The sequence below is a fragment of the Streptomyces boninensis genome (assembly GCF_048572725.1).
GTDB lineage: Bacteria > Actinomycetota > Actinomycetes > Streptomycetales > Streptomycetaceae > Streptomyces > Streptomyces boninensis.
In genome coordinates this window covers 6,983,374-7,004,382 of sequence record NZ_CP183837.1, presented here as the reverse complement: position 1 = coordinate 7,004,382, position 21,009 = coordinate 6,983,374, and the positions used below count along the sequence as shown (strand labels likewise).

The following is a 21,009-nucleotide window of genomic DNA, read 5'->3' as shown; positions in this document are numbered from 1 at the left end:
TGCCGCAGAAAGGCCGCTGAGCGGAGCGCGCCGCATGCTCCGGGGCATGACGACAACGACTCACTCACCCGCCATCGCGGCCACCGGCCTGCGCAAGGCGTACGGGGACAAGCTGGTCCTCGACGGCATCGGCATCCATGTGCCGGCCGGCACGATCTTCACGCTCCTCGGGCCGAACGGCGCGGGCAAGACCACCGCCGTGAAGATCCTGTCCACCCTCATCGGCGCCGACGGCGGTGAGGTCCGGGTCGCCGGCCACGACCTCGCCACCGACCCGCAGGCGGTACGGGCCGCCATCGGCGTCACCGGGCAGTTCTCCGCCGTCGACGGGCTCATCACCGGCGAGGAGAACATGCTGCTGATGGCCGACCTGCATCACCTGTCCAAGACGGAAGGCAGGCGCACCGCCGCCGAGCTGCTGGAGCGCTTCGACCTCGTCGACGCCGCCAAGAAGCCCGCGCAGTCCTACTCCGGCGGAATGAAGCGCCGCCTCGACATCGCCATGACCCTGGTCGGCAGCCCGCGGATCATCTTCCTCGACGAGCCGACCACCGGGCTCGACCCCCGCGCCCGCCACAACACGTGGGGCATCATCCGCGACCTGGTCTCCGACGGCACCACCGTCTTCCTCACCACCCAATACCTGGAAGAGGCCGACGAACTCGCCGACCGCATCGCCGTACTCAACGACGGCAAGATCGCCGCCGAAGGCACCGCGGACGAGCTCAAGCGGCGCATCCCCGGCGGGCATGTACGACTGCGGTTCCAGGACCCCGCCGCGTATCAGAGCGCCGCCCGCGCGCTGCGCGACATCACCCGCGACGACGAGTCGCTCACCCTGCAGATCCCCAGCGACGGCAGCCAGCGCGAGCTGCGCTCCATCCTCGACTGGCTGGACTCCGCCGATGTCGCCGCCGACGAGCTGACCGTGCACACCCCCGACCTCGACGACGTCTTCTTCTCGCTGACCGGCGGCGTCAACAAGCCCAAGGAGGCCGTCCGATGAGCTCCCTCGCCCTCGCCGTGCGCGACTCGTCCACCATGCTGCGCCGCAACATGCTGCACGTGCGCCGCTATCCCTCGCTGACCCTCAACGTCCTGCTGACGCCGATCGTCCTGCTGCTGCTCTTCGTCTACATCTTCGGCGACGCGATGAGCGCGGGCCTCGGCGGCGGTGGCGGCGACCGCTCCGACTACATCGCCTATCTGGTGCCGGGCATCCTGCTGATGACCATCGGCGGCACCACCGTCGGGACCGCGGTGTCGGTGGCGATGGACATGTCGGAGGGCATCATCGCCCGGTTCCGTACGATGGCGATCCACCGCCAGTCGGTGCTGATCGGGCGGGTCGTCGGCTGTGTGCTGCAGTCGATCGTCAGCGTGGTGCTGGTCGGGGGCGTCGCGGCGGCCATCGGCTTCCGGTCCACCGGCGCCTCCGTGCTGGAGTGGCTGGCGGCGTTCGGGCTGCTGCTGCTCGTGACCTTTGCGCTCACCTGGATCGCGGTCGGGATGGGCCTGGCCAGCCCGAACGCCGAGGCGGCCAGCAACAACGCGCTGCCGCTGATGCTGCTGCCGTTCATCTCCAGCGCCTTCGTGCCGGTGGACTCGATGCCGGGCTGGTTCCAGCCGATCGCCGAGTACCAGCCGTTCACCCCGGCCATCGAGACCCTGCGCGGCCTGCTGCTCGGCACGGAGATCGGCCACAACGGGTGGCTCGCCCTCGCCTGGTGCCTGGGGCTGACCGCGGTCGGCTTCCTCTGGTCGAAGTCGCTGTTCGACCGGGAGCCGGCGAACTGACCGCGCTCACAGCAGCCCGAGCGCCGCGGCCCGCAGCTCCGCCCGCCCGAGGGCGGCGTACTCCGACACCGCGTCGGCGTACGCCGCCCCGTCGGCCTCCTCGGCCGCCGCCCGTGCCCGGTCCGCGGACATCGTCGGCTGGAACTCCCGCATCACATGCAGCCGTTCGGCCAGCGCCAGCAGCCGCACCGCGGAGGTGTCCCCCTCGGCGATGCCCACCAGGCCCAGGGCCAGCAGCGCGGTCCCGTACACCGCGATGTCCCCGACCGCGCGGGAGGCGTCGGGCAGCAGCCCGCGCAGCCGCCCCCGCAGCTCGGCCACCAGGTCGGCGGCGAGCTCCAGCCGGCCCGCGTAGGCGTGCGCGGCCACCGCGGCGGCCAGGATCTGCAGCGCCCACGGGTCCACATACGGGTCGGTGGCCTCCGACAGCTGACCGCCGCGCAGCCGCTCCACCGCCGTCCGCCACCGCTTCAGCCCGACCTCGGTGAGGCCGCGGGCCAGCGCGATCTCTGCCCGCAGCGCCAGGTCGGGGGCGAAGGCCGAGGTGTACTCGGCCGCCTGCCCGCGCTCCGCCCGCGCCAGCCACTCCTCGGCCTCATCCAGCTCGCCGCGCTGCAGGCAGGCCAGCGCGAGACCCCAGCGCAGACCCATGGTGTCCGAGAGGTCGCCGAGGTCCTCCACGACCTCCAGCGCCGCCAGCAGATGCCGGTACGCCTCCTCCCCCAGCCCGAGGTGCATGGCCAGCTCGCTGATCCGCGAGTGGCTGAGCATCTTCAGGGTCGGGTGGGGTGCGGCGTCGACCACCGTGAGCATCCGGCGGGCAGAGGCCAGCGCCCGCTCGGGCTGGTGCTCGTACTCCCAGAGATAGCCGGCCACGCACTCGGCGACGCCGGCGAGCAGCGTCGAGTCGCTTGCGCACAGCTCCTGCAGCTTCTCGTAGCCGGGCGGCCGCAGCTCCGGTACGGCGCACAGCACGATGGCGAGGGACCGCAGCAGGGTGTCCGGCGGGGCGGGCGGCAGTCGCCGCAGGATGGCCAAGTGGCGCAGCTGGCGCGGCCCGTAGCCCATGAAGAGGGAGGCGGTGCACAGGGCGGAGAGGGTGCGGAGCGGTTCGACGCCGGCGGCGTCGGGGCGGTAGTGGGACAGCGGTGGCGCGGTGTCGGCGGCGAGGGTGACGAGGCGGTGGAAGCTCGCGGATTCGGTGGACCAGAGGCCGGCCAGCACCGCGCCTGCGGACGCGGTGGTGGCGTGGTCCGCGCGGGCCAGGGCGAGGCGCAGGGCGAGCACGAGGTTGTCCTGCTCGGCGCGCAGCCGCGGCCAGTGCTGCAGCGGGTCGGGGCCGAACGGCAGGTCGTGGTCGGCCCGCCCGAACTCCCGCGCCCAGGCGAGGAACCGGCCGGTCACCGCCTCTTCCTCGCCGGCCGCCGCGCGCCGGGCGGCGCTGAACTCCCGCACCGTCTCCAGCATGTGGAAGCGGATCCCGGCGGCGGTGTCGGCCGCCCTCAGCAGCGACTGGTCGACGAGCTGCTCCAGCAGGAAGAGCGCGTCGCCGCTCTCGCCGAGCAGCGCGTCGGCCGCCTCCTCGGTGCAGCCGCCGGGGAAGAAGGACAGCGCGCGCAGCGCCGCCCGCGCGTCCTCTTCCAGCAGATTCCAGCTCCACTCGACGACGGCGTGCAGGGTGCGGTGCCGCTCGGGCGCATCCCGGCTTCCGCCGCGGAGCAGCTTGAAGCGGTCCCGCAGCCGCCGCGAGATCTCCGCTACGGACAGCACCCGCACCCGCGCCGCCGCCAGCTCCACGGCCAGCGGCAGCCCGTCGAGGTGCCGGCACAGCTCCGCCACCGCGTCGGGGGGCAGCTCGACGCCGGGTCGGGCGGCCCGCGCGCGCTGCTCGAAGAGCTCGACCGAGGTGGCCAGGCTCAGCTCGGGCAGCTGGTACACCGCCTCCGAACTCAGCCCCAGCGGCGCCCTGCTGGTGACCAGCACCCGCAGCCCCTTCGCCAGCGACACCAGCGCCCGCACCAGGTCGGCGGCGCCGCCGACGACCTGCTCGCAGTTGTCCAGCACCAGCAGCACGGGCCCGCTGCCGAGGGCGGCGGCGATGGCGGCGGCGATGGCGGCGGGCGCGCCCTGGGCCCCGCTGCCGTACGGGCCGACGCCGCCGCGCGGCGTGCCCGACTCCGCGCCGCCGCCGAGAGCCGAAGCCACCTCGCCGGCCACGTCCTCGTCCGCGCCGACGCCGGCCAGCGACACGAAGTGCACCACCCGCTGGTCCGCCGCCCGGCTGACGGCGTACGCGAGCCGGGTCTTGCCGAGGCCGCCCGGGCCGACGATCGAGGTCACCCGCGAGGAGCGCAGCAGCCCGGCGACGGCGGCGATGTCGTCGGCCCGCCCCAGCAGCGGGTTGGGGTCGTGCGGCACGCCGTAGCGGACGATGGGCGTCTCGTCCTGGAGCAGCTCCTGGTGTACGGCGGCCAGCGCCGGGCCCGGGTCCGTGCCCAGCTCGTCGCGGAGGCCGCGGCGGTATGCGTCGTAGCGGGCGAGGGCCGCCGCGGGGCCCGCGGTGGCGGCCTCGGCGCGCAGCAGCCCGGCGAGCACCTCCTCGTCGCGGGGGTGGTCGGCGGCCAGTGCGGCGAGCGCCGCGGCGGCCTCGGCGTGCCGGGCGAGGCGGGCGAGCGCGAGCGCCTTGGCCCGTACGAGGGCGGCGTGCACCGGGGCCCGCTCGGCGCGCAGCTCCGCGACGGGGTCGCCGAGCGGCGCGGGCCCGGCGTCCGGGGCGGTGTCCCAGAAGGCGAGCCCCGCCTCGGCGCTCGCCAGTGCGGCGGCATGGTCCCCGGCCCGGCCGTGGCGGGCGGTGTCCTCCGCACAGCGCAGCACCGCGGCGGTATCGACCTGCTCCTCGCCCAACGCCAGCCGGTAGCCGGTCGGGGTGCTGACGACGACGTCGGGGCCGAGCTGGGCGCGGGCCCTGGACACCAGGATCCGCAACGCGTTGGCGGGATTGGCGGGCGGCTCCTCCTGCCACAGCCCCTCCACGAGACGGGCAGTGCCGCACCCGGACCGCAACTCCCCCGCGAGCAGCGCCAGCAGCCCGCGCAGCCGGGGCGCGGTGATCTCTTGGCCGCGGTAGGCCACACGGGAGAGAAGGGTCAGGTCAGCGGTCACTCGGCCAGGCTATCGATGGCATGGGGCCGGTCAGCGCGGGGAGGCGCCCCTGAGGAAGGTGTCCACCAGGTGTTCCGTCAGGTCCTCGGCCAGGGGCGCGTTCATGGACGCCCGGTAATAGAACGGGCCGACCAGCAAGTCGATGAGGAAGTCGAGGTCGTCGCCCAGTTCGGGGCGGAGCTCGCCGGTTTCGATGCCGCGGCGCAGCACGGTGGCGAAGACCTTGCGGCGGGGGGCGATCGCCGTGTCGCGGTAGCACTGCCAGAGCTCGGGGTTGGTCTTGAGCATCGTCGTCATGTTCCGCATCAGCGCGGACGTTTCCTTGGACAGGCTGCGCTTCCTGGTGGCCTCCATGATCTCCAGCAGGTCGGCGCGCAGCGACTTCCCGGCGGGCTCGGGCAGCGGCTCCTCCGCGGCCAGCAGCACGTCGACCAGCAGCGCGTCCTTGGTCGGCCAGCGCCGGTAGACGGTGGCCCGGGTGACGCCGGCTTCGCGGGCGATGGCGACCATCGAGAGGTCCGCGAAGACGGCGCCCCCGGCGAGCAGCCGCAGGACGGTGTCGATGACCGCGCCGTCGACGGCCGCGTTGCGCGGGCGGCCGCGCGGCGCGGCCGCCGTACGGTCGGGAGCTTCCGTCACTGCTGGGCACCTGCCTTGGTCACCGTCGGGCCTCGGCCCCCTGCGGCCGCGGGCCGCCGTCGCCGGGCGGCGCGCTGGCCCGCCGCGGATCCGCCGAGGGCTTGCCGGCCATGGTCACCAGCACGATAACCGCTCCGAGGGCGCTCGCGACGGCCGCGGTGGCGGCGGTGAGGTGCATGGCGTGGATGAACGCGTCGTTGGCCGGACCCACCAGCCCCCGCCCCTCCGGGCCGAGCCGCGCGGCCGCGCTCAGGGTGGCCTGGATGGACTCGCCCGCGGCGTGCCGCACCCCCGCGGGCAGCACATCGACGTCGTCCCGGACCCCGCTCCGGTACGCGGCGGACAGCAGCGAGCCGAGCACCGCGATGCCGATCGCCCCGCCGACCTGCCGGAAGACATTGTTGATCGCCGAACCCGCGCCCGCCTTCTCGCGCGGCATCGAGCTCATGATCATGACGGTGGCGGGCGGGAAGACCAGCGCAAGCCCCGCGCCCATCAGCGCGAAAAGCACCGCCAGCACCCACACCGGCGTCGACCGCCCCAGCAGCAGGAACCCGGCGAAGGCCACGGCGTTGACCAGCAGCCCGCCGGCGCACACCGCCCGCGCCCCGAACCGCGCCACGAGATGCCTTGCCCGCGGCGCCAGATACATCTGCGCGGCCGCCAGCGGGAGCAGCAGCAGGCCCGTCTCCAGGGCGCTGTAGCCGCGTACGGACTGGGCGTAGAAGACCATGAAGAAGGTGACGCCCATCAGCGCGAAGGAGCACACGCCGATGGCGGTGACGGCACCCGCGAAGCGCCGGTCCCTGAAATACGCCATGTCGAAGGCCGGATGCTCGGTCCGCCGCTCCCACAGCACGAAGCCCGCCAGCACCGCGAGCCCGCCAAGACCGGGACCCCACGCCCCCGGCCGGGTGAAGTCGCCGAGCTGCCCGCCCTTGATGACGCCGTAGACCAGCAGCGTCATCCCGGCGATCGACAGCAGCACGCCGACCGGATCGAGCCGCCCGGCCCGCTCGTCCCTGGACTCGGGCACCAGCACGACCATGGCGATCAGGGCGATGATCACGATCGGCACGTTCACGAGGAAGATCGATCCCCACCAGAAGTACTCGAGCAGCGCCCCGCCCGCGATCGGCCCGGCGGCGACGGCGAGGCCGACCACGCCGGTCCAGATGCCGATCGCCCGGGGCTGCTCCTCGGGCTCGAAGATCTGCGCGATGATCGCCAGCGTCGCGGGCGGGGTGAAGGCGCTGCCGATGCCCATCAGGCCGCGGTACGTGATGAGTTCGGCGGGCGAGCTCGCGTACGCACACAGCGCGGAGGCCACCCCGAAGACGAACATGCCGAAGAGCAGCGCCTTCTTGCGCCCCAGCCGGTCGCCGAGCACGCCGCCGGTGAGCAGCAGCCCGGCGAAGACCAGCGTGTACGAGTTGACCGCCCACTCCAGCTGGCTCTGGCCGGCGCCGAGGCCGGTGGGGGACGGCTGGGCGAGGGTCTGGATGGCGACGTTGAGGATGGAGTTGTCGAGGACGGTGACCAGCACGCTCAGCAGCAGGACGGCGAGGATCGCCCAGCGGCGGCGGTGGATGAGTTCTGCGGACATGGCGGCAGCGTACATCTTTGCGATACAGAGCTGCACTGTATTTAAAATCCAGCCGCTGCGGCCGGGCCCATCACTCCCGATCGCTCCCGCTCACCCCCGCTCGCGCAGATACGCCTCCAGCTCCGCCGCGCCCGCCAGCATCGCCCGCCCGCGGTCGGCCAGCCGCTCCCGCCAGTCGCTCATCGCCGCCTCCAGCGGCTCGAGGCCGCCGGCCGTCCGCACCTGCTCGATCAGCGGGGCGATCTGCGCGAGCAAGTAGCCGCCGCGGCGCAGCTGGTGGGTCATGCGGGCGTCCCGTACGGCGCTCGCGTCGTACACGCGATAGCCGGTCCGCGCGTCGCGCCGGGGGCGTACCAGACCGGCGCGCTCCCACTTGCGGAGCGTCGCGGGGCCGATGCCGAGCTGGTCCGCGAGGGGGCCGATGAAGGTGGCGGCAGGCGCGGGCGTCGGTTCCGGTGCCGTGGTGGGCTCCAAGTCGCGGAGAGCGCGCTCCACCGCCAGCAGTGTCCGCCGGTCGTCGAGGAGTTGGGCGTGACTGTCGTCGATGAGGCGGAAGGCGTCGTCGGCCGCACCCTCGTTCACCTCGCGCATGATCGAGGCCGCGGTCGCGTGGCCGTGCCCCGGCACCAGGGCGAGGAAGGCGCGCAGGGCCTGGGCATGCAGCGGCGTGTAGGTGCGATAGCCGGCGGCGGTGCGAGCGGCGGGCGGGAGGATGCCGGCCTCCTCGTAATTCCTGATCGCCTGCGTCGACAGCCCGTGCCCGCGCGCCAGGTCCACCGGCCGTAGCCGCACCCCGGTTTTAAGGTTTCGTACCACGCCACCGACAATAGTGCGGGCAAGTTTCAACCGAAGGTTCAACGATACCGTTTATGGCATGGATACGGATGACCTCGGCCCGCTGCTCGCGATGCGCAACCACCTGTTCCGGCGGCTTGTCGCGCAGGAGGGCTACCGGACGATCGCGATCGGGAGCGACTGCCTCGCGGGCCTGATCGTGGACGACTTCGTCACCCTGGGTACGGGCAGTCTCGACGAGGCCATGGAGCGCGGATTCAGCCGCGGCTGGGGCGAGTTCGAGGGCAATCGTGAGCTCGTGCGCTGGATGCGCGACCACAACGACGGCCGGCCGGCGTCCGGACAAGTCCGCTTCGCCGGCCTCGACGGCCCGCTGGAGGCGCATGCCGCGGCAAGCCCCCGCCACGCCCTCACCGCGCTCCACGACCACCTCTCCGCCCGGGTCGCCCCCGACCTCCTCCCCTGCACCGCGGAAGCCCTCGACCACCTGCTCGGCACGGACGAGCGCTGGACCGACCCGGCCGCGATGACGGACCCGTCGCGATCGGTCGGCCGCTCCGCCGACGCCGGCCAACTCCGGGTCCTCACCGGCGACCTGACGGCCCTCCTCGATACGCAGCCGCCGCCGCACCCGGCCGCCCGCGAGGGCTGGGACCGCGCCCGCCTGTACGGCCGTACCGCCGCCGGCCTGCTCTACTACCACTTCTGGATGGCCGCCCCCGCCCCCGACCGCGCGCTGCGGATGGCCCGCCTGCGCGCCCGGATGCGGGCCGACAACCTCCTCGCCCTCGCCGACCGGGGCCCGACGCTGGCCTGAGCAAAAGGTCCAGGTGGGCGGGTGGCAGACTCGTCGGACGGCAAGGGTCCGGAGACAGCGGGAGAGCGCGAATGCAGATCATGGTGGACGACCTGTCCGGACCGGCGATCGCCAGTTTCCTCGACGAGCACGTGCAGCAGATGCGGTCCATCACGCCTCTGGAGAGCAAGCACGCCCTCGACCTCGGCGAGCTGCGCAAGCCCGGGGTCACCTTCTGGTCGCTCATGGACGGTGACACCGTGGCGGGCTGCGGTGCGATCACGCGGCTGGACGCGGGACACGCGGAGCTGAAGTCGATGCGTACGCGCCCGGCGCAGCAGCGCAGCGGGATCGCCTCGCGGCTGCTGGAGCACATCATCGGCGAGACCAGGGGCATGGGCTTCACGCGGCTCAGCCTGGAGACCGGCTCGGCCGACTTCTTTCTGCCCGCCAGGAGGCTCTACGAGAAGTTCGGGTTCGTCCCGTGCGAGCCGTTCGCGGACTACCGGCCCGATCCGCACAGCGTGTTCATGACGAAGCTGCTCTGAGAGCCGCCGTCCCACGGCTGAACGGCTGACGGGTGCACGCCTTTCCCGGTTCTGGGCTTTTGGGTGCATACGCTGCTTTTCATGGCTTCGGGCGATCGCTTGCGTAACTGGATGCTCGACGGCCAGACGGAGCGCGTGCAGCGGCACCCGGGGCCGCACGCCAGGGTGCCGAAGGAACAGCGGCGGCACGCCTGGTGGAAGGTCATGTGCCTGTCCGGGCTCGACTACTTCTCCACCCTCGGCTACCAGCCCGGCATCGCCGTCGCGGCCGCCGGACTCGTATCGCCGCTGGCCACCCTGGTGCTGGTGTGCGTCACGCTCTGCGGGGCGCTGCCCGTCTACCGGCGGGTGGCGGAGGAGAGCCCGCACGGGCAGGGGTCGATCGCGATGCTGGAGCGGCTGCTGCCGTTCTGGAAGGGGAAGCTGTTCGTCCTTGTGCTGCTCGGCTTCGCCGCCACCGACTTCGTCATCACCATCACGCTGTCCGCCGCGGACGGCGCCGCGCACTTCGTGGAGAACCCGCATCTGTCGGGCACCTTCGGCGGCCACAACCTCGGCATCACGCTGCTGATGATCGCCCTGCTCGGGGCCGTGTTCCTGAAGGGCTTCAACGAGGCCATCGGCTTCGCCGTGCCGCTGGTGGGGATCTTCCTCGCCCTCAACGCCGTGGTCATCGCGGTCGGCCTGTGGCACGTCGCCACCACCCCGCACGTGATCCCCGACTGGACGGACGCGCTGACCGCGGACCACGGCAACGTCTGGGCGATGGCCGGGATCGCACTGCTGGTGTTCCCCAAGCTCGCCCTCGGCCTGTCCGGCTTCGAGACCGGCGTCGCGGTCATGCCGCACATCAGCGGCAAGGCGGGCGAGCCGGAGCGGCGGCCGCTCAGCCGGATCATCGGCGCCAAGAAGCTGCTGACCACCGCGGCGGTCACCATGAGCGCCTTCCTGGTGACCAGCAGCGTGGTCACGACGCTGCTCATCCCGGAGAAGGAGTTCAAGCCCGGCGGCGCGGCGAACGGCCGGGCGCTGGCCTATCTCGCGCACGAGCACCTCGGCAACACCTTCGGCAGCGTCTACGACGCCGCGACCATCGCCATCCTGTGGTTCGCCGGCGCGTCGGCCATGGCCGGGCTGCTGAACCTGATGCCCCGCTACCTCCCCCGCTACGGGATGGCCCCGCACTGGGCACGGGCCGTCCGCCCGACCGTCCTGACGCTCGTCGCCATCGCCTTCCTCATCACCTGGATCTTCGACGCCGACGTCGACGCCCAGGGCGGCGCGTACGCCACCGGCGTCCTGGTCCTCATCACCTCGGCCGCCATCGCCGTAACCATCGCCGCCCGGCGGGCGAAGCAGCGCAAGCTCACCATCTTCTTCGGCGCCGTCGCGGCCGTCTTCCTCTACACCCTCGGCGCGAACGTGATCGAGCGCCCCGACGGCGTGAAGATCGGCGCCTGCTTCATCGCCGCGATCGTCGGCTCCTCGCTGCTGTCCCGCGCCCTGCGCTCCTTCGAGCTGCGGACCACCGGCGTCACCCTCGACCGGATGGCGCAGCGTTTCGTACGGGACATGGGCACCCGCACCATCCGGTTCGTGGCCAACGAGCCGGACGCCAGGGACGCGGCCGAGTACCACGACAAGCTCGCCCAGATCCGCGCCGACAATGACCTGGCGGAGGCGGACGACGTCACCTTCATCGAGGTCACCGTCGTCGACCCGTCCGAGTTCGAGGCCGAGGTGTATGTGTGCGGCTGGGTGCTGCACGACCGCTACCGGGTGCTGACGCTGAAGAGCGCCAGCATCCCCAACGCGCTCGCCGCCGTCCTGCTGCACGTCCGCGACATCACCGGCCGGCGGCCGCACATCTACTTCGAGTGGACCGAGGGCGCTCCGCTGAGCCAGCTGCTGCGGTTCCTGCTCTTCGGCCACGGCGAGGTGGCGCCGGTGACCCGCGAGGTGCTGCGGAAGGCGGAGCCGGACCGGGCCAAGCGGCCGCATGTGCACGTGGGCTGAGCGGGTCCTACGCAGTACGGCGCGGGCCCGTGGAACCCCGGACCACCAGCTCCGGATGGAAGACGAACTCCCGGTTCGGCGCCGGTGACCCGCTGGTCATCTCGTCCAGCAGGGCACGGACCGCGGCCTCCCCCATGGCGCGTACGGGCTGGCGCACCGTCGTCAGCGGCGGGTCGGTGAAGGCGATCAGCGGCGAGTCGTCGTATCCGACCACCGACAGGCCGCCCGGCACCTGCAGCCCCCGCTCGCGGGCCGCGCGGATCGCGCCGAGCGCCATCATGTCGCTGGCGCACACGACCGCGGTGCAGCCGCGTTCGATCAGGGCCGAGGCGGCCGCGTGGCCGCCCTCCAGGGTGTAGAGGGAGTGCTCGATCAGCTTGTCCGCCGCGGCCGCCGACATCCCGAACAGCTCGGCGCAGCGGCTGCGGAAGCCCTCCGCCTTGCGCTGCACCGGGACGAAGCGCTCCTGGCCGAGGGCGAGGCCGATGCGCTCGTGGCCGAGGTCGGCGAGGTGGTCGACGGCGAGGTGGACGGCCTTGCGGTCGTCCGGGGAGACGAAGGTGCCCTTCACGTCCGGCGCATACCCGTTGATCATCACGAAGGGGACGCCGCGGGCGCGGAGCTGCGCGTAGCGCTGCATGTTGGCGGTGGTGTCGGCGTGCAGCCCGGAGACGAAGACCATGCCGTCCGCGCCGCGCTCCTCCAGCAGCTCGGTCAGCTCGTCCTCGGTGGCGCCGCCCGGGGCCTGGGTGGCCAGCAGCGGGGTCCAGCCGTTCTGGATCAGGACCTGGCAGATGACCTGCGCGAAGGCCGGGAAGATCGGGTTGTCGAGCTCGGGCATGATCAGGCCGACGAGGCCCGCGCCGCGCTTGCGGAGCTTCACGGGGCGCTCATAGCCGAGCACGTCGAGCGCGGCCAGCACGGCTTCGCGGGTGCCGGCGGCTACCCCCGGCTTGTCATTGAGGACCCGGCTCACCGTCGCCTCGCTGACCCCGGCCTGGGCGGCTATATCGGAAAGGCGGGCGGTCACGGGACCCGACTTTAGCTCCTTCCCGTCGGGCGTCCTACCACATCAAGGGCAGTGATCCCGCCGCGCTGCCCCGCGACGAGCCGCTCGTCGGCGTCCGCGAGCCAGCCGTCGCTCCTGCGCAACCAGTCCGCCGCCGCCGCGAGTCGGCTCACCGCCGCGTGCAGCGCGTCCAGGCCCGGGTGCCTGAGGCCCCGCCGCCACACCATCCATACGGGCGACAGCGGCACCGGCTCGGTGAGCGGCCGCAGCACCATGCCCGGCATCTCCTTGAACTGGCAGGTCGCCAGCACCGACCAGCCGCGCTTGGCGACGAGCCGCTCGAACTCCTCCTCCCCCGCTATCTCGGGGAAGGGCGCGGCCATGCGGATCCCGTACGGGGCGAAGAGCTCCCGCGCCAGCGCCGTCCACTCCGCGGTCGCCGGGTTGCCCGCCGCCGCGTAGAGCGTCTCGCCGGCCAGGGCGGGCAACGGGACCGCGGGCAGGTCGGCGAGGCGGTGCGCGCGGGGCAGCACCACGGCCATCGGCTCGTAGCGCACGAGCCGCCCGGCCAGCCCCTCGCGGAGCCGCTCCGGCAGTCCGGCGGCCCGGCCGAAGGAGATGTCGAGGCGGCCCGCCTGGATCGCCGCCGCCGCGCCGGTGAGCCCGGTGTGGAAGCGCGCCGCGAACTCCGTGCCGGGGGCGGCGCGGCGGGCGGCGGCCAGCACCTCGTAGCCCGTCGAGGCCCGGGCGGCGACGTCGACGAGCAGCGGCCGGTCGGGCGCGGCCCAGCCCGCGGCCAGCTCGGCGTACGCCTCCAGCACCCGCCGGGCGTACGGCAGCAGCCGCTGCCCCTCCGGCGTCAGCAGCACCTGCCGCGTCGTCCGTACGAACAGCTCCGCGCCCGTCTCCCGCTCCAGCCTGCGGATGTCGCGGCTCAGCGCCTGCTGCGCCACGTGCAGCCGGGCGGCGGCGCGGGTGAAGTGCAGTTCCTCCGCTACGGCGGTGAAGGCGCGCAGGAGGCGGGGGTCGGGGTCGCGGGGCATGCCCCATTGTCGGCGGCGGGCGGTTATTTACAACAGTCTGGATGTCAATGCCCGCTGAACTGGTGTTGGACCGCGGCCTGATGCCCCGGCGAGGCTCTTGGCCATGGTCATTGCCGCCGCTTCGCCGTACGCCCGGATCTTCGCCGTGCCCGGCGCCCGGGCCTTCACCGCGTGGAATCTGGTCGCCCGGCTGCCGATGGGGATGTTCGGCATCAGCGCCGTGATGCTGATCGCCGGGCGGTACGACTCGTACGCGCTGGCGGGGGCGGTCTCGGGCACGGGTCTGGTCGCCAATGCGATCGCCGGGCCGCTCATCGCGCGGCTGGTCGATCGGTGGGGGCAGGCGCGGGCCGCGGTGCCCGCGGTGGTGGTCGCTACGTGTGGCGCGCTCGGCATGGCGATGTGTGCGCGGCTGCAGGCGCCGGCGGGGTGGCTGTTCGCGGCGCAGGTGTTGATGGCGACGACGCCGAATACGGGTGGGATGTCGCGGGCGCGGTGGGCGCATCTTTTCCGTACGGAGCCGCGGACGCTGCATACCGCTAACTCCTTTGAGCAGGCGGCGGATGAGGTCTGCTACATGCTGGGGCCGGTGCTGGCGGCACTGCTGTGCACGGGGTTGTTCCCGGAGGCGGGGACGGTGTGCGGGGCGGTGCTGATGTGCACGGGGGTGGTGCTCTTCGCGGCGCAGCGCTCGACGGAGCCGCCGGTGGCGGCCCGTACGGCTGCCGGCGGGTCGCCGGTGCGGACGCGGGGGATGCCGGCGCTGCTGTGCGTGTTCGCCGCGACCGGGGTCGTCTTCGGGTCGCTGGAGGTGGTGACGGTGGCCTTCGCGGACGACCGCGGACAGCAGGCCGCGGCCGGCGGGATCCTCGCGCTGCAGGCGGCGGGGTCGTGCGCGGCGGGGTTGTTGTACGGGCTGCTGCCCGGGGCCGGCGGGGGGCGCGGTGCCGCGGTCCGGTTCCGTTGGTGCCTGGCCGCGATGGCCGTGCTGATGACGGCGCCGCTGCTGGCGGCTTCGTACGCGGGCCTCGCGGTCCTAGCGCCCGCGCTGCTGGTGGCGGGGATGGCGACGGCGCCGACGATGGTGACGGGCATGAACCTGGTCCAGCGCCTGACCCCGGAGGGCCGCCTCAACGAGGGCATGACGCTGGCCGTGACCGGCATCCTGGGCGGCATAGCCGCGGGCTCGGCGGCGGGCGGCTGGACGGTGGAGCATGCGCTGAACCCGGCGACGGGCTATTGGCTCCCGGCAACGGCTGCCACGCTCGCCGCGCTGGCCGGCTCGGCCGCGATCCGCCGATGAGGAGTCCTGGGGGTTCCGCCCTGCCCCCAGGACCTCGTGCCTCACTCCCCCGCGACCGACCACCACACCGTCGCATCCCCCGGCACCTCCGCCATCTCCCCACGCACCGTCGGCGCCGCTCCGCTGGAGAGCAGCGGCCGCGCCCCCGCCGGCACCGAGAGCGTGGCAACAGCCCCCGTGGTGTTGGCCGTACAGACGAAGTCACCCCGCCGGAAGGCGAGCACGCCCTCCGGCGCCCCCAGCCATTCGACCCCGTCCCCCGCGCCCAGCGACGGATGCTCCCGCCGCAGGCTCAGCGCTCGCCGGTACAGCTCCAGCGTCGACTCCGGGTCCCCGGTCTGCGCCTCCACGCTCAGCCCGCCCCACGTCGCCGGCTGCGGCAGCCAGCTGCCGCCGCCCCCGAAGCCGTACGACGTGCCGCCCACCGTCCACGGAATCGGCACCCGGCAGCCGTCGCGGAAGCCGTCCTGGCCCGCGCCGCGGAAGTAGGCAGGGTCCTGCCGGACGTCGTCGGGGAGGTCGGTGACGTCCGGCAGGCCCAGCTCCTCCCCCTGGTAGAGGTACGCCGAGCCCGGTAGGGCGAGCAGCAGCAGGGTCGCGGCGACAGCCCGGCGCAGGCCGAGCTCCCTATCCCCCGCCTCCCGGATCTGCGTCCGCTGCGCGCCATCGTGCGCGAAGCGCGTCGCGTGCCGCGTGACGTCGTGGTTCGACAGCACCCACGTCGCGGGCGCGCCCACCGGGCGCATCGCGTCCAGGGACAGGTCGATGACGCTGCGCAGCTCGGCCGCGTCCCAGTGGGTGCCGAGGTACTGGAAGTTGAAGGCCTGGTGCAGCTCGTCCGCGCGTACGTACAGAGCGGTCCGCTCGACCGTCGGCGTCCACGCCTCCGCGACAGCGATGCGCTCACCGTCGTACTCCTCGAGGATCGTGCGCCACGAGCGATAGATCTCGTGCACCCCGTCCTGATCGAAGAACGGCATCGCATCCTTGCCCAGCAGCTTCACCTGATCCCGGCCGCCCACATCTGGCAGGCCCGCCGCCTTGACCAGGCCATGCGCGACATCGACCCGGAAGCCGTCCACCCCCATGTCGAGCCAGAAGCGCAGGATGGACCGGAACTCGTCCGCGACCGCCGGATGCTCCCAGTTGAAGTCCGGCTGCTCGGGCGCGAAGAGGTGCAGGTACCACTCACCGTCCGGGGTGCGAGTCCAGGCGGGGCCACCGAAGACCGACTCCCAGTCGTTCGGCGGCAGTTCGCCGTTCTCCCCCTTCCCCTGCCGGAAGTGAAAGCGGCCGCGCAGCGGCGAGCCCGGGCCTTCGTCCAGCGCCCGCTGAAACCATTCGTGCTGGTCGGAGCAGTGATTCGGCACCACGTCCACGATGATCCGCAGCCCCAGCTCATGGGCATCGCGAATCACCGCATCCGCGTCCAGCAGCGTCCCGAACATCGGGTCGACCGCCCGGTAGTCCGCCACGTCATAGCCGCCGTCGGCCTGCGGCGAAGCGTAGAACGGGCTGAGCCACACCGCGTCCACGCCCAGCTCGGCCAGGTACGGCAGCCGGCTGCGGATGCCGGCGAGGTCGCCCATCCCGTCGCCGTCGGCGTCCGCGAAGCTGCGCGGATACACCTGGTAGATCACCGCGTCGCGCCACCAGGCGGCGGCGGCTTCCCGGTCGGCGCCGGGGCGCGCGGACGTGGTGGAGTGCTGTGTCATGCGTCGAATCCTTGGGGCAGGAGGCAGGGGGAGGGAGGGGTCAGGACTTCGCGGCGCCGGCGGTGAGGCCGGTGACCAGGTGCCGCTGGACCAGGTAGAAGAAGGCGGCCGCCGGCACGCCGATCAGGACGCCGGTGGTGGCCATCAGGTGCCACTGCTGGTCGTGTTCGCTGACGAAGGTCGCGAGGCCGATGGGCAGGGTGTACTTGTCCTCGCTGAGCATCAGCACCGAGGCGAAGGCGAACTCGCTCCAGGCCGTAATGAAAGTGTAGAAGGCGGCGACCGCGAGGCCCGGCCGGGAGAGCGGCAGGATCAGCCGGTAGAAGGTGCCGAAGGGGCTGAGGCCGTCCACCCGCCCGGCCTCGTCGATCTCGACGGGGATGGTGTCGAAGTACCCCTTCATCAGCCAGGCGCAGTACGGGAAGGCCGTCGTGCAGTTGGCCAGGATCAGCACCCAGTACGTGTCCAGCAGATCGAGGTTCGCGGCCAGGTTGTACAGCGGCACGATCAGGATCGCCATCGGGAACATCTGCGTGATCAGGAACGACCACATCAGCTGCCGGTGCCCGGGAAAGCGCATCCGCGATACGGCATAGCCCGCGCTCGCGGAGATCAGCAGCCCGAGCGCGCAGGTGCCGAGGCCCACCACCAGCGAGTTGACCATCCACTCAAGGAATTTGGTGTCCGCCAGCACGTGCTTGTAGTTGTCGAGCGTCATCTTCCCCGCGATGTCCTGCGCGTGCAGGAAGTCGTTCTTGTCGGGGCCGAGCGACACCCAGGCGATCCACGCCACCGGGAAGATCGCGATGAAGGAGGCGACGAGCAGCGCGGCATGCGTGCCGATCGACGCGGCGGTGCTGCGCTCGCCGCGGCGCCGGGCGGTGGCGGTGGCCTTGGCGGTAGTGGTGGTCATGGACTTTGCTGTCCTCTCTTTCCGCATCAGCATCAGGCGAAGGCCTTCTCGTTACGGGCCAGCCAGCGCCGGTACGCGGAGACGAGCACGATCAGCATCGACAGGATGATCACCCCGTACGCGGCGGACCCGGCGAAGTCCCGCGGCTGCCTGCCGAAGCCCAGCTGGTAGGCGTATGTGACGAGGATCTGGGCGTCGGGCGCGGAGTTGCCGAAGAGCAGGAAGATGATGAGGAACTGGTTGAACGTCCAGATGAACCCCAGCATGATCACCGTGCTGCTGACCGACCGCAGCCCCGGCAGGGTGACATGCCGGAAGCGCTGCCAGGGCGTGGCGCCGTCCGTCTCGGCGGCCTCGTACAGCTCGGCCGGTATCGACTGCAGGCCGCCCAGCAGGGACAGCATCATGAACGGCACCCCGCACCACGTGTTGACCATGATGGCGGCGGTGCGCTGCCACACCGGCTCGCTGAGCCACGACGGCTCGGGCAGGCCCACCCAGCCGAGCGAGGCGTTGAGGATGCCGCCGTCGTCGGCGAGGATCAGCCGCCAGGCGAAGACCGTCACGAAGGTGGGCACAGCCCAGGGCAGGATCAGCGCCAGCCGGTAGAAGGTGCGGCCGCGCAGGTCGCGGTTGAGCAGGGTGGCGAGGGCCAGGCCGATGCCGTAATGCAGGGCGACGCAGGCCACCGTCCAGAAGACGGTCCAGGCGAACTGCTTCCAGAACGTCTCGGCGCCGCTGCCCGTGAGGATCTCGGTGTAGTGGTCGAGCCCGATGAAGGAGAACGAGTCGGGGATCTCGTTGACGCCGATGGTGCGGCCGACGTTGTCGCTGGTGGCGTCGGTGAGGGAGAGGTAGATGCCGCGGCCGAGCGGATAGGCGACCAGCAGGCCGAGCACGGCCACCACCGGCGCCACCATGGCGTAGGCATACCAATAGCGGTTGTAGGACTGCTTGATGCGGCTGATCACTCGGTCACCTTCGTGGGTGTGCGGGGTGTGCGGCCGGACCGCGGGCGGCGGCGGTCCGGCCGGGAGGCTTACGACGCGAAGCCGGGGAGGACCTTCTTGTAGGCCTCGGCCGTCTTGTCGAGCCCTTCCTCGGTGCTCTGCTTGCCCTGCCGGATCTTCGTCAGGTTCTGGGCGAAGTCGTCGCCGAGCAGCGTGCTGTACTCGGCCAGCTCGGGGCGCGGGCGCGCGGTCGTGTTCAGCACGTGCTGGAAGTCGGCGATGCCCGGGGCCTTCTTGACCTCGGCGGTGTACGCGGAGAGGCGGGTCGGCAGGGTGCCGTTCTTCAGCGCGGCCTCGCTCTGCGCCTTCGCGGAGGTCATGAAGCCGATGAACTTCATCGCGGCGTCCTGCTTCTCCTTGGGCGCGCCCGCGTAGACGGAGAGGTTGTGGCCGCCGGTCGGGGCGCCGGCCTTGCCGGTGGAGCCGGCCGGGACGGGGGCGATGCCCAGGTTGGACTTCTCCTTGAAGGCGGAGCCCTTGTAGATGTTGGTGAGCTCCCACGGGCCCTGGACGATCATCGCGGCCTTGCCCTTGGCGAAGGCGTCGTTCATGTGCGCGTACGCGTCGGCGGTCGCGTCGAGCTTGGCGACACCAGGGGAGGCCAGGAGGTCCTTGGAGATATCGACGGCCTTCACCGCCTCCGGGGAGTTGACGGTGATCTTCTTGCCGCCGGCGTCGGCCAGGTCGGCGCCCTCCCCGAAGAGGAAGGTGAGCGTGGGGTAGGTGGCGTTGTCCAGGAAGAAGCCGTTGACGCCGGCCTTCGCCTCGACGTCCTTCGCTACATCCTTGAGCTCGTCCCAGGTGGCCGGCGGCTTGGCGTGGCCGGCCTTCTTCAGCAGCTGCTTGTTCCACATCAGGCCGAGGGTGTCGGTGACGATCGGGGCGCCGTAGGTCTTGCCCTTGTACTGCGCCTGCTTCAGCAGAGAGGGGGTGAAGTCCTTGGTGTCCGGCAGCGCGTCGGTGCCGTCGAGGGGCGTGAGGAACTGCGACTTGGCCCAGCCTGCGGTCCAGCCGACCTCGGCGCGGACCACATCCGGGGCGCCCTTGGCGCCGGCCGCGGTCTGGAACTTGTCCTGTGCCTGGTCGAACGGGACGTTGACGTACTTGACCTTGATGTCCTTGTTGGCCTTCTCGAAGTCCTTGATCAAGGCCTTGTAGGCGGGGGCCTCGTTGGTGGCGTTGGAGGTGTCCCACCAGGTGATCGTCACCGGGCCGGACGCACTGCCGCTGCCGCCGTCGTCACTGCAGGCTGTCGCCGTGAGCGCTAGGGCTGCGACAAGGGCGGTGGCGCCCAGTCCCCGCGGGGATATGCCACGTCGCATGTGAACTCCTTCTAAGGGGAACCGCACCGATCGCGGCGCCGGGTCGCAGAGGAAATTAACAGCTCTGCAAGACGTGCGAAAGACTTTGCGAGTATTTTCTGCAAGAGATTTCGCAACCCCGCATGATCCTGTTACGGTGCGCCGCATGACAGGACTCGCCGATGTGGCGTCGCAGGCGGGGGTCAGCGCGGCCACGGTCAGCCGGGTGCTCAACGGCAAGCCCGGGGTCTCGGCGGCCACCCGCCAGTCCGTGCTGGCGGCGCTCGACGTGCTCGGTTACGACCGCCCGGTCCGGCTGCGCCGGCGCAGCGCGGGGCTGATCGGCCTGCTCGTCCCCGAGCTGGAGAACCCGATCTTCCCGGCCTTCGCCCAGGTGATCGGCGAGACGCTGACCCGGCACGGCTTCACGCCCGTGCTGGCCACCCAGTCGCCCGGCGGGGCGACCGAGGACGAGCTCACGGAGATGCTGGTCGATCACCGCGTCGACGGGATCATCTTCATCTCGGGACTGCACGCCGACACCACGGCGGACATGAGCCGTTACGAGCGGCTGCGCGGCCGCGGCGTGCCCTTCGTCATGATCAACGGCTTCTCCGCCGAGGTCAGCGCCCCCTTCATCTCCCCCGACGAACAGCAGGCGATGAAGGTCGCGCTGACCCATCTCGTCTCGCTCGGCCACCACCGGATCGGCCTCGCGCTCGGCCCGGAGCGCTTCGTCCCCGTACAGCGCAAGACGGAGGGCTTTCTCGCCGCGGCCGCCGAGCTGCTCGACCTCACGGCGGGGCAGGCCCGGGAGCTGATCCAGCACTCCCTCTACAGCCTGGAGGGCGGCCAGGCCGCGGCGACCGCGCTGCTCGACCGCGACTGCACGGCAATCGTGTGCGCCAGCGACATGATGGCGCTCGGCGCCATCCGCGCGGCCCGCGGGCGCGGCCTACGCATCCCCGGCGACGTCTCGGTGGTCGGCTACGACGACTCGCCCCTGGTCGCCTTCACCGACCCGCCGCTGACGACGGTCAGGCAGCCGGTCACGGCCATGGGCCAGGCGGCCGTCCGCGCCTTGATGGAGGAGATCGGCGGCACTCCGGCCGCGCAGAGCGAGTTCGTCTTCCATCCGGAGCTGGTGGTGCGCAACTCGACGGCGATGCGGCGCGGTTAGCCCTCTTGACGCGGTACGGCAGCGGCCATACGGTCCACAGCGCACTCGCTCATGAATCCTTGCGTAAGATCTTGCAAAGGAGCGCTACCGTTGACCGGCTCCCGTCGTACGGCCGTGACCCTCGCACTGTCCCTGCTGCTCGCGGCGGTGCCGCTGCTGTCGCCCGCTGCCGCCGC

General features: G+C 72.0%; 16 protein-coding genes and 1 pseudogene. 7 read left to right on the top strand and 10 right to left on the bottom strand.

Translation table 11 applies throughout. The features are described from left to right. The first annotated feature begins 46 nt into the window (after nt 1–46). On the top strand, nt 47–1,006 hold the full coding sequence (locus ACNNMR_RS32030; RefSeq protein ID WP_419998177.1) for an ATP-binding cassette domain-containing protein: 960 nt from the start codon (nt 47–49) through the stop codon (nt 1,004–1,006). After that, a complete protein-coding gene (locus tag ACNNMR_RS32025; protein WP_419998176.1) occupies nt 1,003–1,797 on the top strand; it encodes an ABC transporter permease in 795 nt (264 codons plus the stop codon). The genes ACNNMR_RS32030 and ACNNMR_RS32025 overlap by 4 nt, the downstream gene beginning before the upstream one ends. Nucleotides 1,798–1,803: 6 nt before the next feature. Here ACNNMR_RS32025 and ACNNMR_RS32020 read toward each other — a convergent pair whose 3' ends face one another. The 4 genes from ACNNMR_RS32020 to ACNNMR_RS32005 all read right to left on the bottom strand — a co-directional run bounded on the left by ACNNMR_RS32020 (nt 1,804) and on the right by ACNNMR_RS32005 (nt 8,020). After that, the gene (locus tag ACNNMR_RS32020) at nt 1,804–4,959 is read right to left on the bottom strand and encodes an ATP-binding protein (protein ID WP_419998175.1); all 3,156 of its coding nucleotides are present in this window, start codon (nt 4,957–4,959) and stop codon (nt 1,804–1,806) included. 30 nt (nt 4,960–4,989) lie between these two features. Beyond that, nucleotides 4,990–5,598 carry a TetR/AcrR family transcriptional regulator gene (locus ACNNMR_RS32015; protein ID WP_419998174.1) on the bottom strand — a complete coding sequence of 203 codons (609 nt, stop codon included), beginning with the start codon at nt 5,596–5,598 and terminating at the stop codon, nt 4,990–4,992. Between the two features lie 19 nt (nt 5,599–5,617). After that, the gene (locus tag ACNNMR_RS32010; RefSeq protein WP_419998173.1) at nt 5,618–7,204 is read right to left on the bottom strand and encodes an MFS transporter; all 1,587 of its coding nucleotides are present in this window, start codon (nt 7,202–7,204) and stop codon (nt 5,618–5,620) included. Nucleotides 7,205–7,294: 90 nt separating this feature from the next. Further along, nucleotides 7,295–8,020 (bottom strand): TioE family transcriptional regulator, encoded by a 726-nt coding sequence (locus tag ACNNMR_RS32005; RefSeq protein WP_419998172.1) that lies wholly within the window; start codon nt 8,018–8,020, stop codon nt 7,295–7,297. A 58-nt stretch (nt 8,021–8,078) separates the two neighbouring features. Here ACNNMR_RS32005 and ACNNMR_RS32000 point away from each other — a divergent pair. The 3 genes and pseudogenes from ACNNMR_RS32000 to ACNNMR_RS31990 form a co-directional block, all read left to right on the top strand. Beyond that, nucleotides 8,079–8,810, top strand: a pseudogene (locus ACNNMR_RS32000) (erythromycin esterase family protein); the annotation flags it as partial. 77 nt (nt 8,811–8,887) lie between these two features. Further along, nucleotides 8,888–9,343, top strand: coding sequence for a GNAT family N-acetyltransferase (locus ACNNMR_RS31995; RefSeq protein ID WP_419998171.1), 456 nt, complete (start codon nt 8,888–8,890; stop codon nt 9,341–9,343). An 81-nt stretch (nt 9,344–9,424) separates the two neighbouring features. Then, nucleotides 9,425–11,359, top strand: coding sequence for an amino acid transporter (locus tag ACNNMR_RS31990; protein ID WP_419998170.1), 1,935 nt, complete (start codon nt 9,425–9,427; stop codon nt 11,357–11,359). 7 nt (nt 11,360–11,366) lie between these two features. Here ACNNMR_RS31990 and ACNNMR_RS31985 read toward each other — a convergent pair whose 3' ends face one another. Both ACNNMR_RS31985 and ACNNMR_RS31980 read right to left on the bottom strand, forming a co-directional pair. Then, nucleotides 11,367–12,389 carry a LacI family DNA-binding transcriptional regulator gene (locus ACNNMR_RS31985; RefSeq protein ID WP_419998169.1) on the bottom strand — a complete coding sequence of 341 codons (1,023 nt, stop codon included), beginning with the start codon at nt 12,387–12,389 and terminating at the stop codon, nt 11,367–11,369. 11 nt (nt 12,390–12,400) lie between these two features. Next, nucleotides 12,401–13,411 carry a LysR family transcriptional regulator gene (locus ACNNMR_RS31980; RefSeq protein WP_419998168.1) on the bottom strand — a complete coding sequence of 337 codons (1,011 nt, stop codon included), beginning with the start codon at nt 13,409–13,411 and terminating at the stop codon, nt 12,401–12,403. Nucleotides 13,412–13,514: 103 nt separating this feature from the next. Here ACNNMR_RS31980 and ACNNMR_RS31975 point away from each other — a divergent pair, with 103 nt between their 5' ends. After that, entirely contained in the window at nt 13,515–14,714 is a 1,200-nt protein-coding gene (locus ACNNMR_RS31975) for an MFS transporter (RefSeq protein WP_419998167.1), read from the top strand. A 41-nt stretch (nt 14,715–14,755) separates the two neighbouring features. On the opposite strand, the gene ACNNMR_RS31970 is transcribed toward ACNNMR_RS31975, so the two are convergent. The 4 genes from ACNNMR_RS31970 to ACNNMR_RS31955 all read right to left on the bottom strand — a co-directional run bounded on the left by ACNNMR_RS31970 (nt 14,756) and on the right by ACNNMR_RS31955 (nt 19,674). Beyond that, entirely contained in the window at nt 14,756–16,429 is a 1,674-nt protein-coding gene (locus ACNNMR_RS31970) for a glycoside hydrolase family 13 protein (RefSeq protein ID WP_419998166.1), read from the bottom strand. Nucleotides 16,430–16,469: 40 nt separating this feature from the next. Beyond that, nucleotides 16,470–17,342, bottom strand: coding sequence for a sugar ABC transporter permease (locus ACNNMR_RS31965; RefSeq protein WP_419998165.1), 873 nt, complete (start codon nt 17,340–17,342; stop codon nt 16,470–16,472). Nucleotides 17,343–17,374: 32 nt separating this feature from the next. Further along, nucleotides 17,375–18,262 (bottom strand): carbohydrate ABC transporter permease, encoded by an 888-nt coding sequence (locus ACNNMR_RS31960; RefSeq protein WP_420000551.1) that lies wholly within the window; start codon nt 18,260–18,262, stop codon nt 17,375–17,377. A 119-nt stretch (nt 18,263–18,381) separates the two neighbouring features. After that, complete coding sequence (locus ACNNMR_RS31955) at nt 18,382–19,674, bottom strand: extracellular solute-binding protein (RefSeq protein WP_419998164.1); 1,293 nt, start codon at nt 19,672–19,674, stop codon at nt 18,382–18,384. Nucleotides 19,675–19,819: 145 nt separating this feature from the next. On the opposite strand from ACNNMR_RS31955, the gene ACNNMR_RS31950 reads away from it, so the two are divergent. Next, complete coding sequence (locus tag ACNNMR_RS31950) at nt 19,820–20,833, top strand: LacI family DNA-binding transcriptional regulator (RefSeq protein ID WP_419998163.1); 1,014 nt, start codon at nt 19,820–19,822, stop codon at nt 20,831–20,833. The last annotated feature ends 176 nt before the right edge of the window (nt 20,834–21,009 follow it).

What these genes read in the sequence shown, in the direction of transcription:
- ACNNMR_RS32030 (WP_419998177.1), top strand. Translation starts at nt 47, where the DNA reads ATGACGACAACGACTCACTCACCCGCCATCGCGGCCACCGGCCTGCGC.
- ACNNMR_RS32025 (WP_419998176.1), top strand. Translation starts at nt 1,003, where the DNA reads ATGAGCTCCCTCGCCCTCGCCGTGCGCGACTCGTCCACCATGCTGCGC.
- ACNNMR_RS32010 (WP_419998173.1), bottom strand. Translation starts at nt 7,204, where the DNA reads ATGTCCGCAGAACTCATCCACCGCCGCCGCTGGGCGATCCTCGCCGTC.
- ACNNMR_RS31995 (WP_419998171.1), top strand. Translation starts at nt 8,888, where the DNA reads ATGCAGATCATGGTGGACGACCTGTCCGGACCGGCGATCGCCAGTTTC.
- ACNNMR_RS31990 (WP_419998170.1), top strand. Translation starts at nt 9,425, where the DNA reads ATGGCTTCGGGCGATCGCTTGCGTAACTGGATGCTCGACGGCCAGACG.
- ACNNMR_RS31980 (WP_419998168.1), bottom strand. Translation starts at nt 13,411, where the DNA reads ATGCCCCGCGACCCCGACCCCCGCCTCCTGCGCGCCTTCACCGCCGTA.
- ACNNMR_RS31975 (WP_419998167.1), top strand. Translation starts at nt 13,515, where the DNA reads ATGGTCATTGCCGCCGCTTCGCCGTACGCCCGGATCTTCGCCGTGCCC.
- ACNNMR_RS31970 (WP_419998166.1), bottom strand. Translation starts at nt 16,429, where the DNA reads ATGACACAGCACTCCACCACGTCCGCGCGCCCCGGCGCCGACCGGGAA.
- ACNNMR_RS31965 (WP_419998165.1), bottom strand. Translation starts at nt 17,342, where the DNA reads ATGACCACCACTACCGCCAAGGCCACCGCCACCGCCCGGCGCCGCGGC.
- ACNNMR_RS31960 (WP_420000551.1), bottom strand. Translation starts at nt 18,262, where the DNA reads ATGGTGGCGCCGGTGGTGGCCGTGCTCGGCCTGCTGGTCGCCTATCCG.
- ACNNMR_RS31955 (WP_419998164.1), bottom strand. Translation starts at nt 19,674, where the DNA reads ATGCGACGTGGCATATCCCCGCGGGGACTGGGCGCCACCGCCCTTGTC.
- ACNNMR_RS31950 (WP_419998163.1), top strand. Translation starts at nt 19,820, where the DNA reads ATGACAGGACTCGCCGATGTGGCGTCGCAGGCGGGGGTCAGCGCGGCC.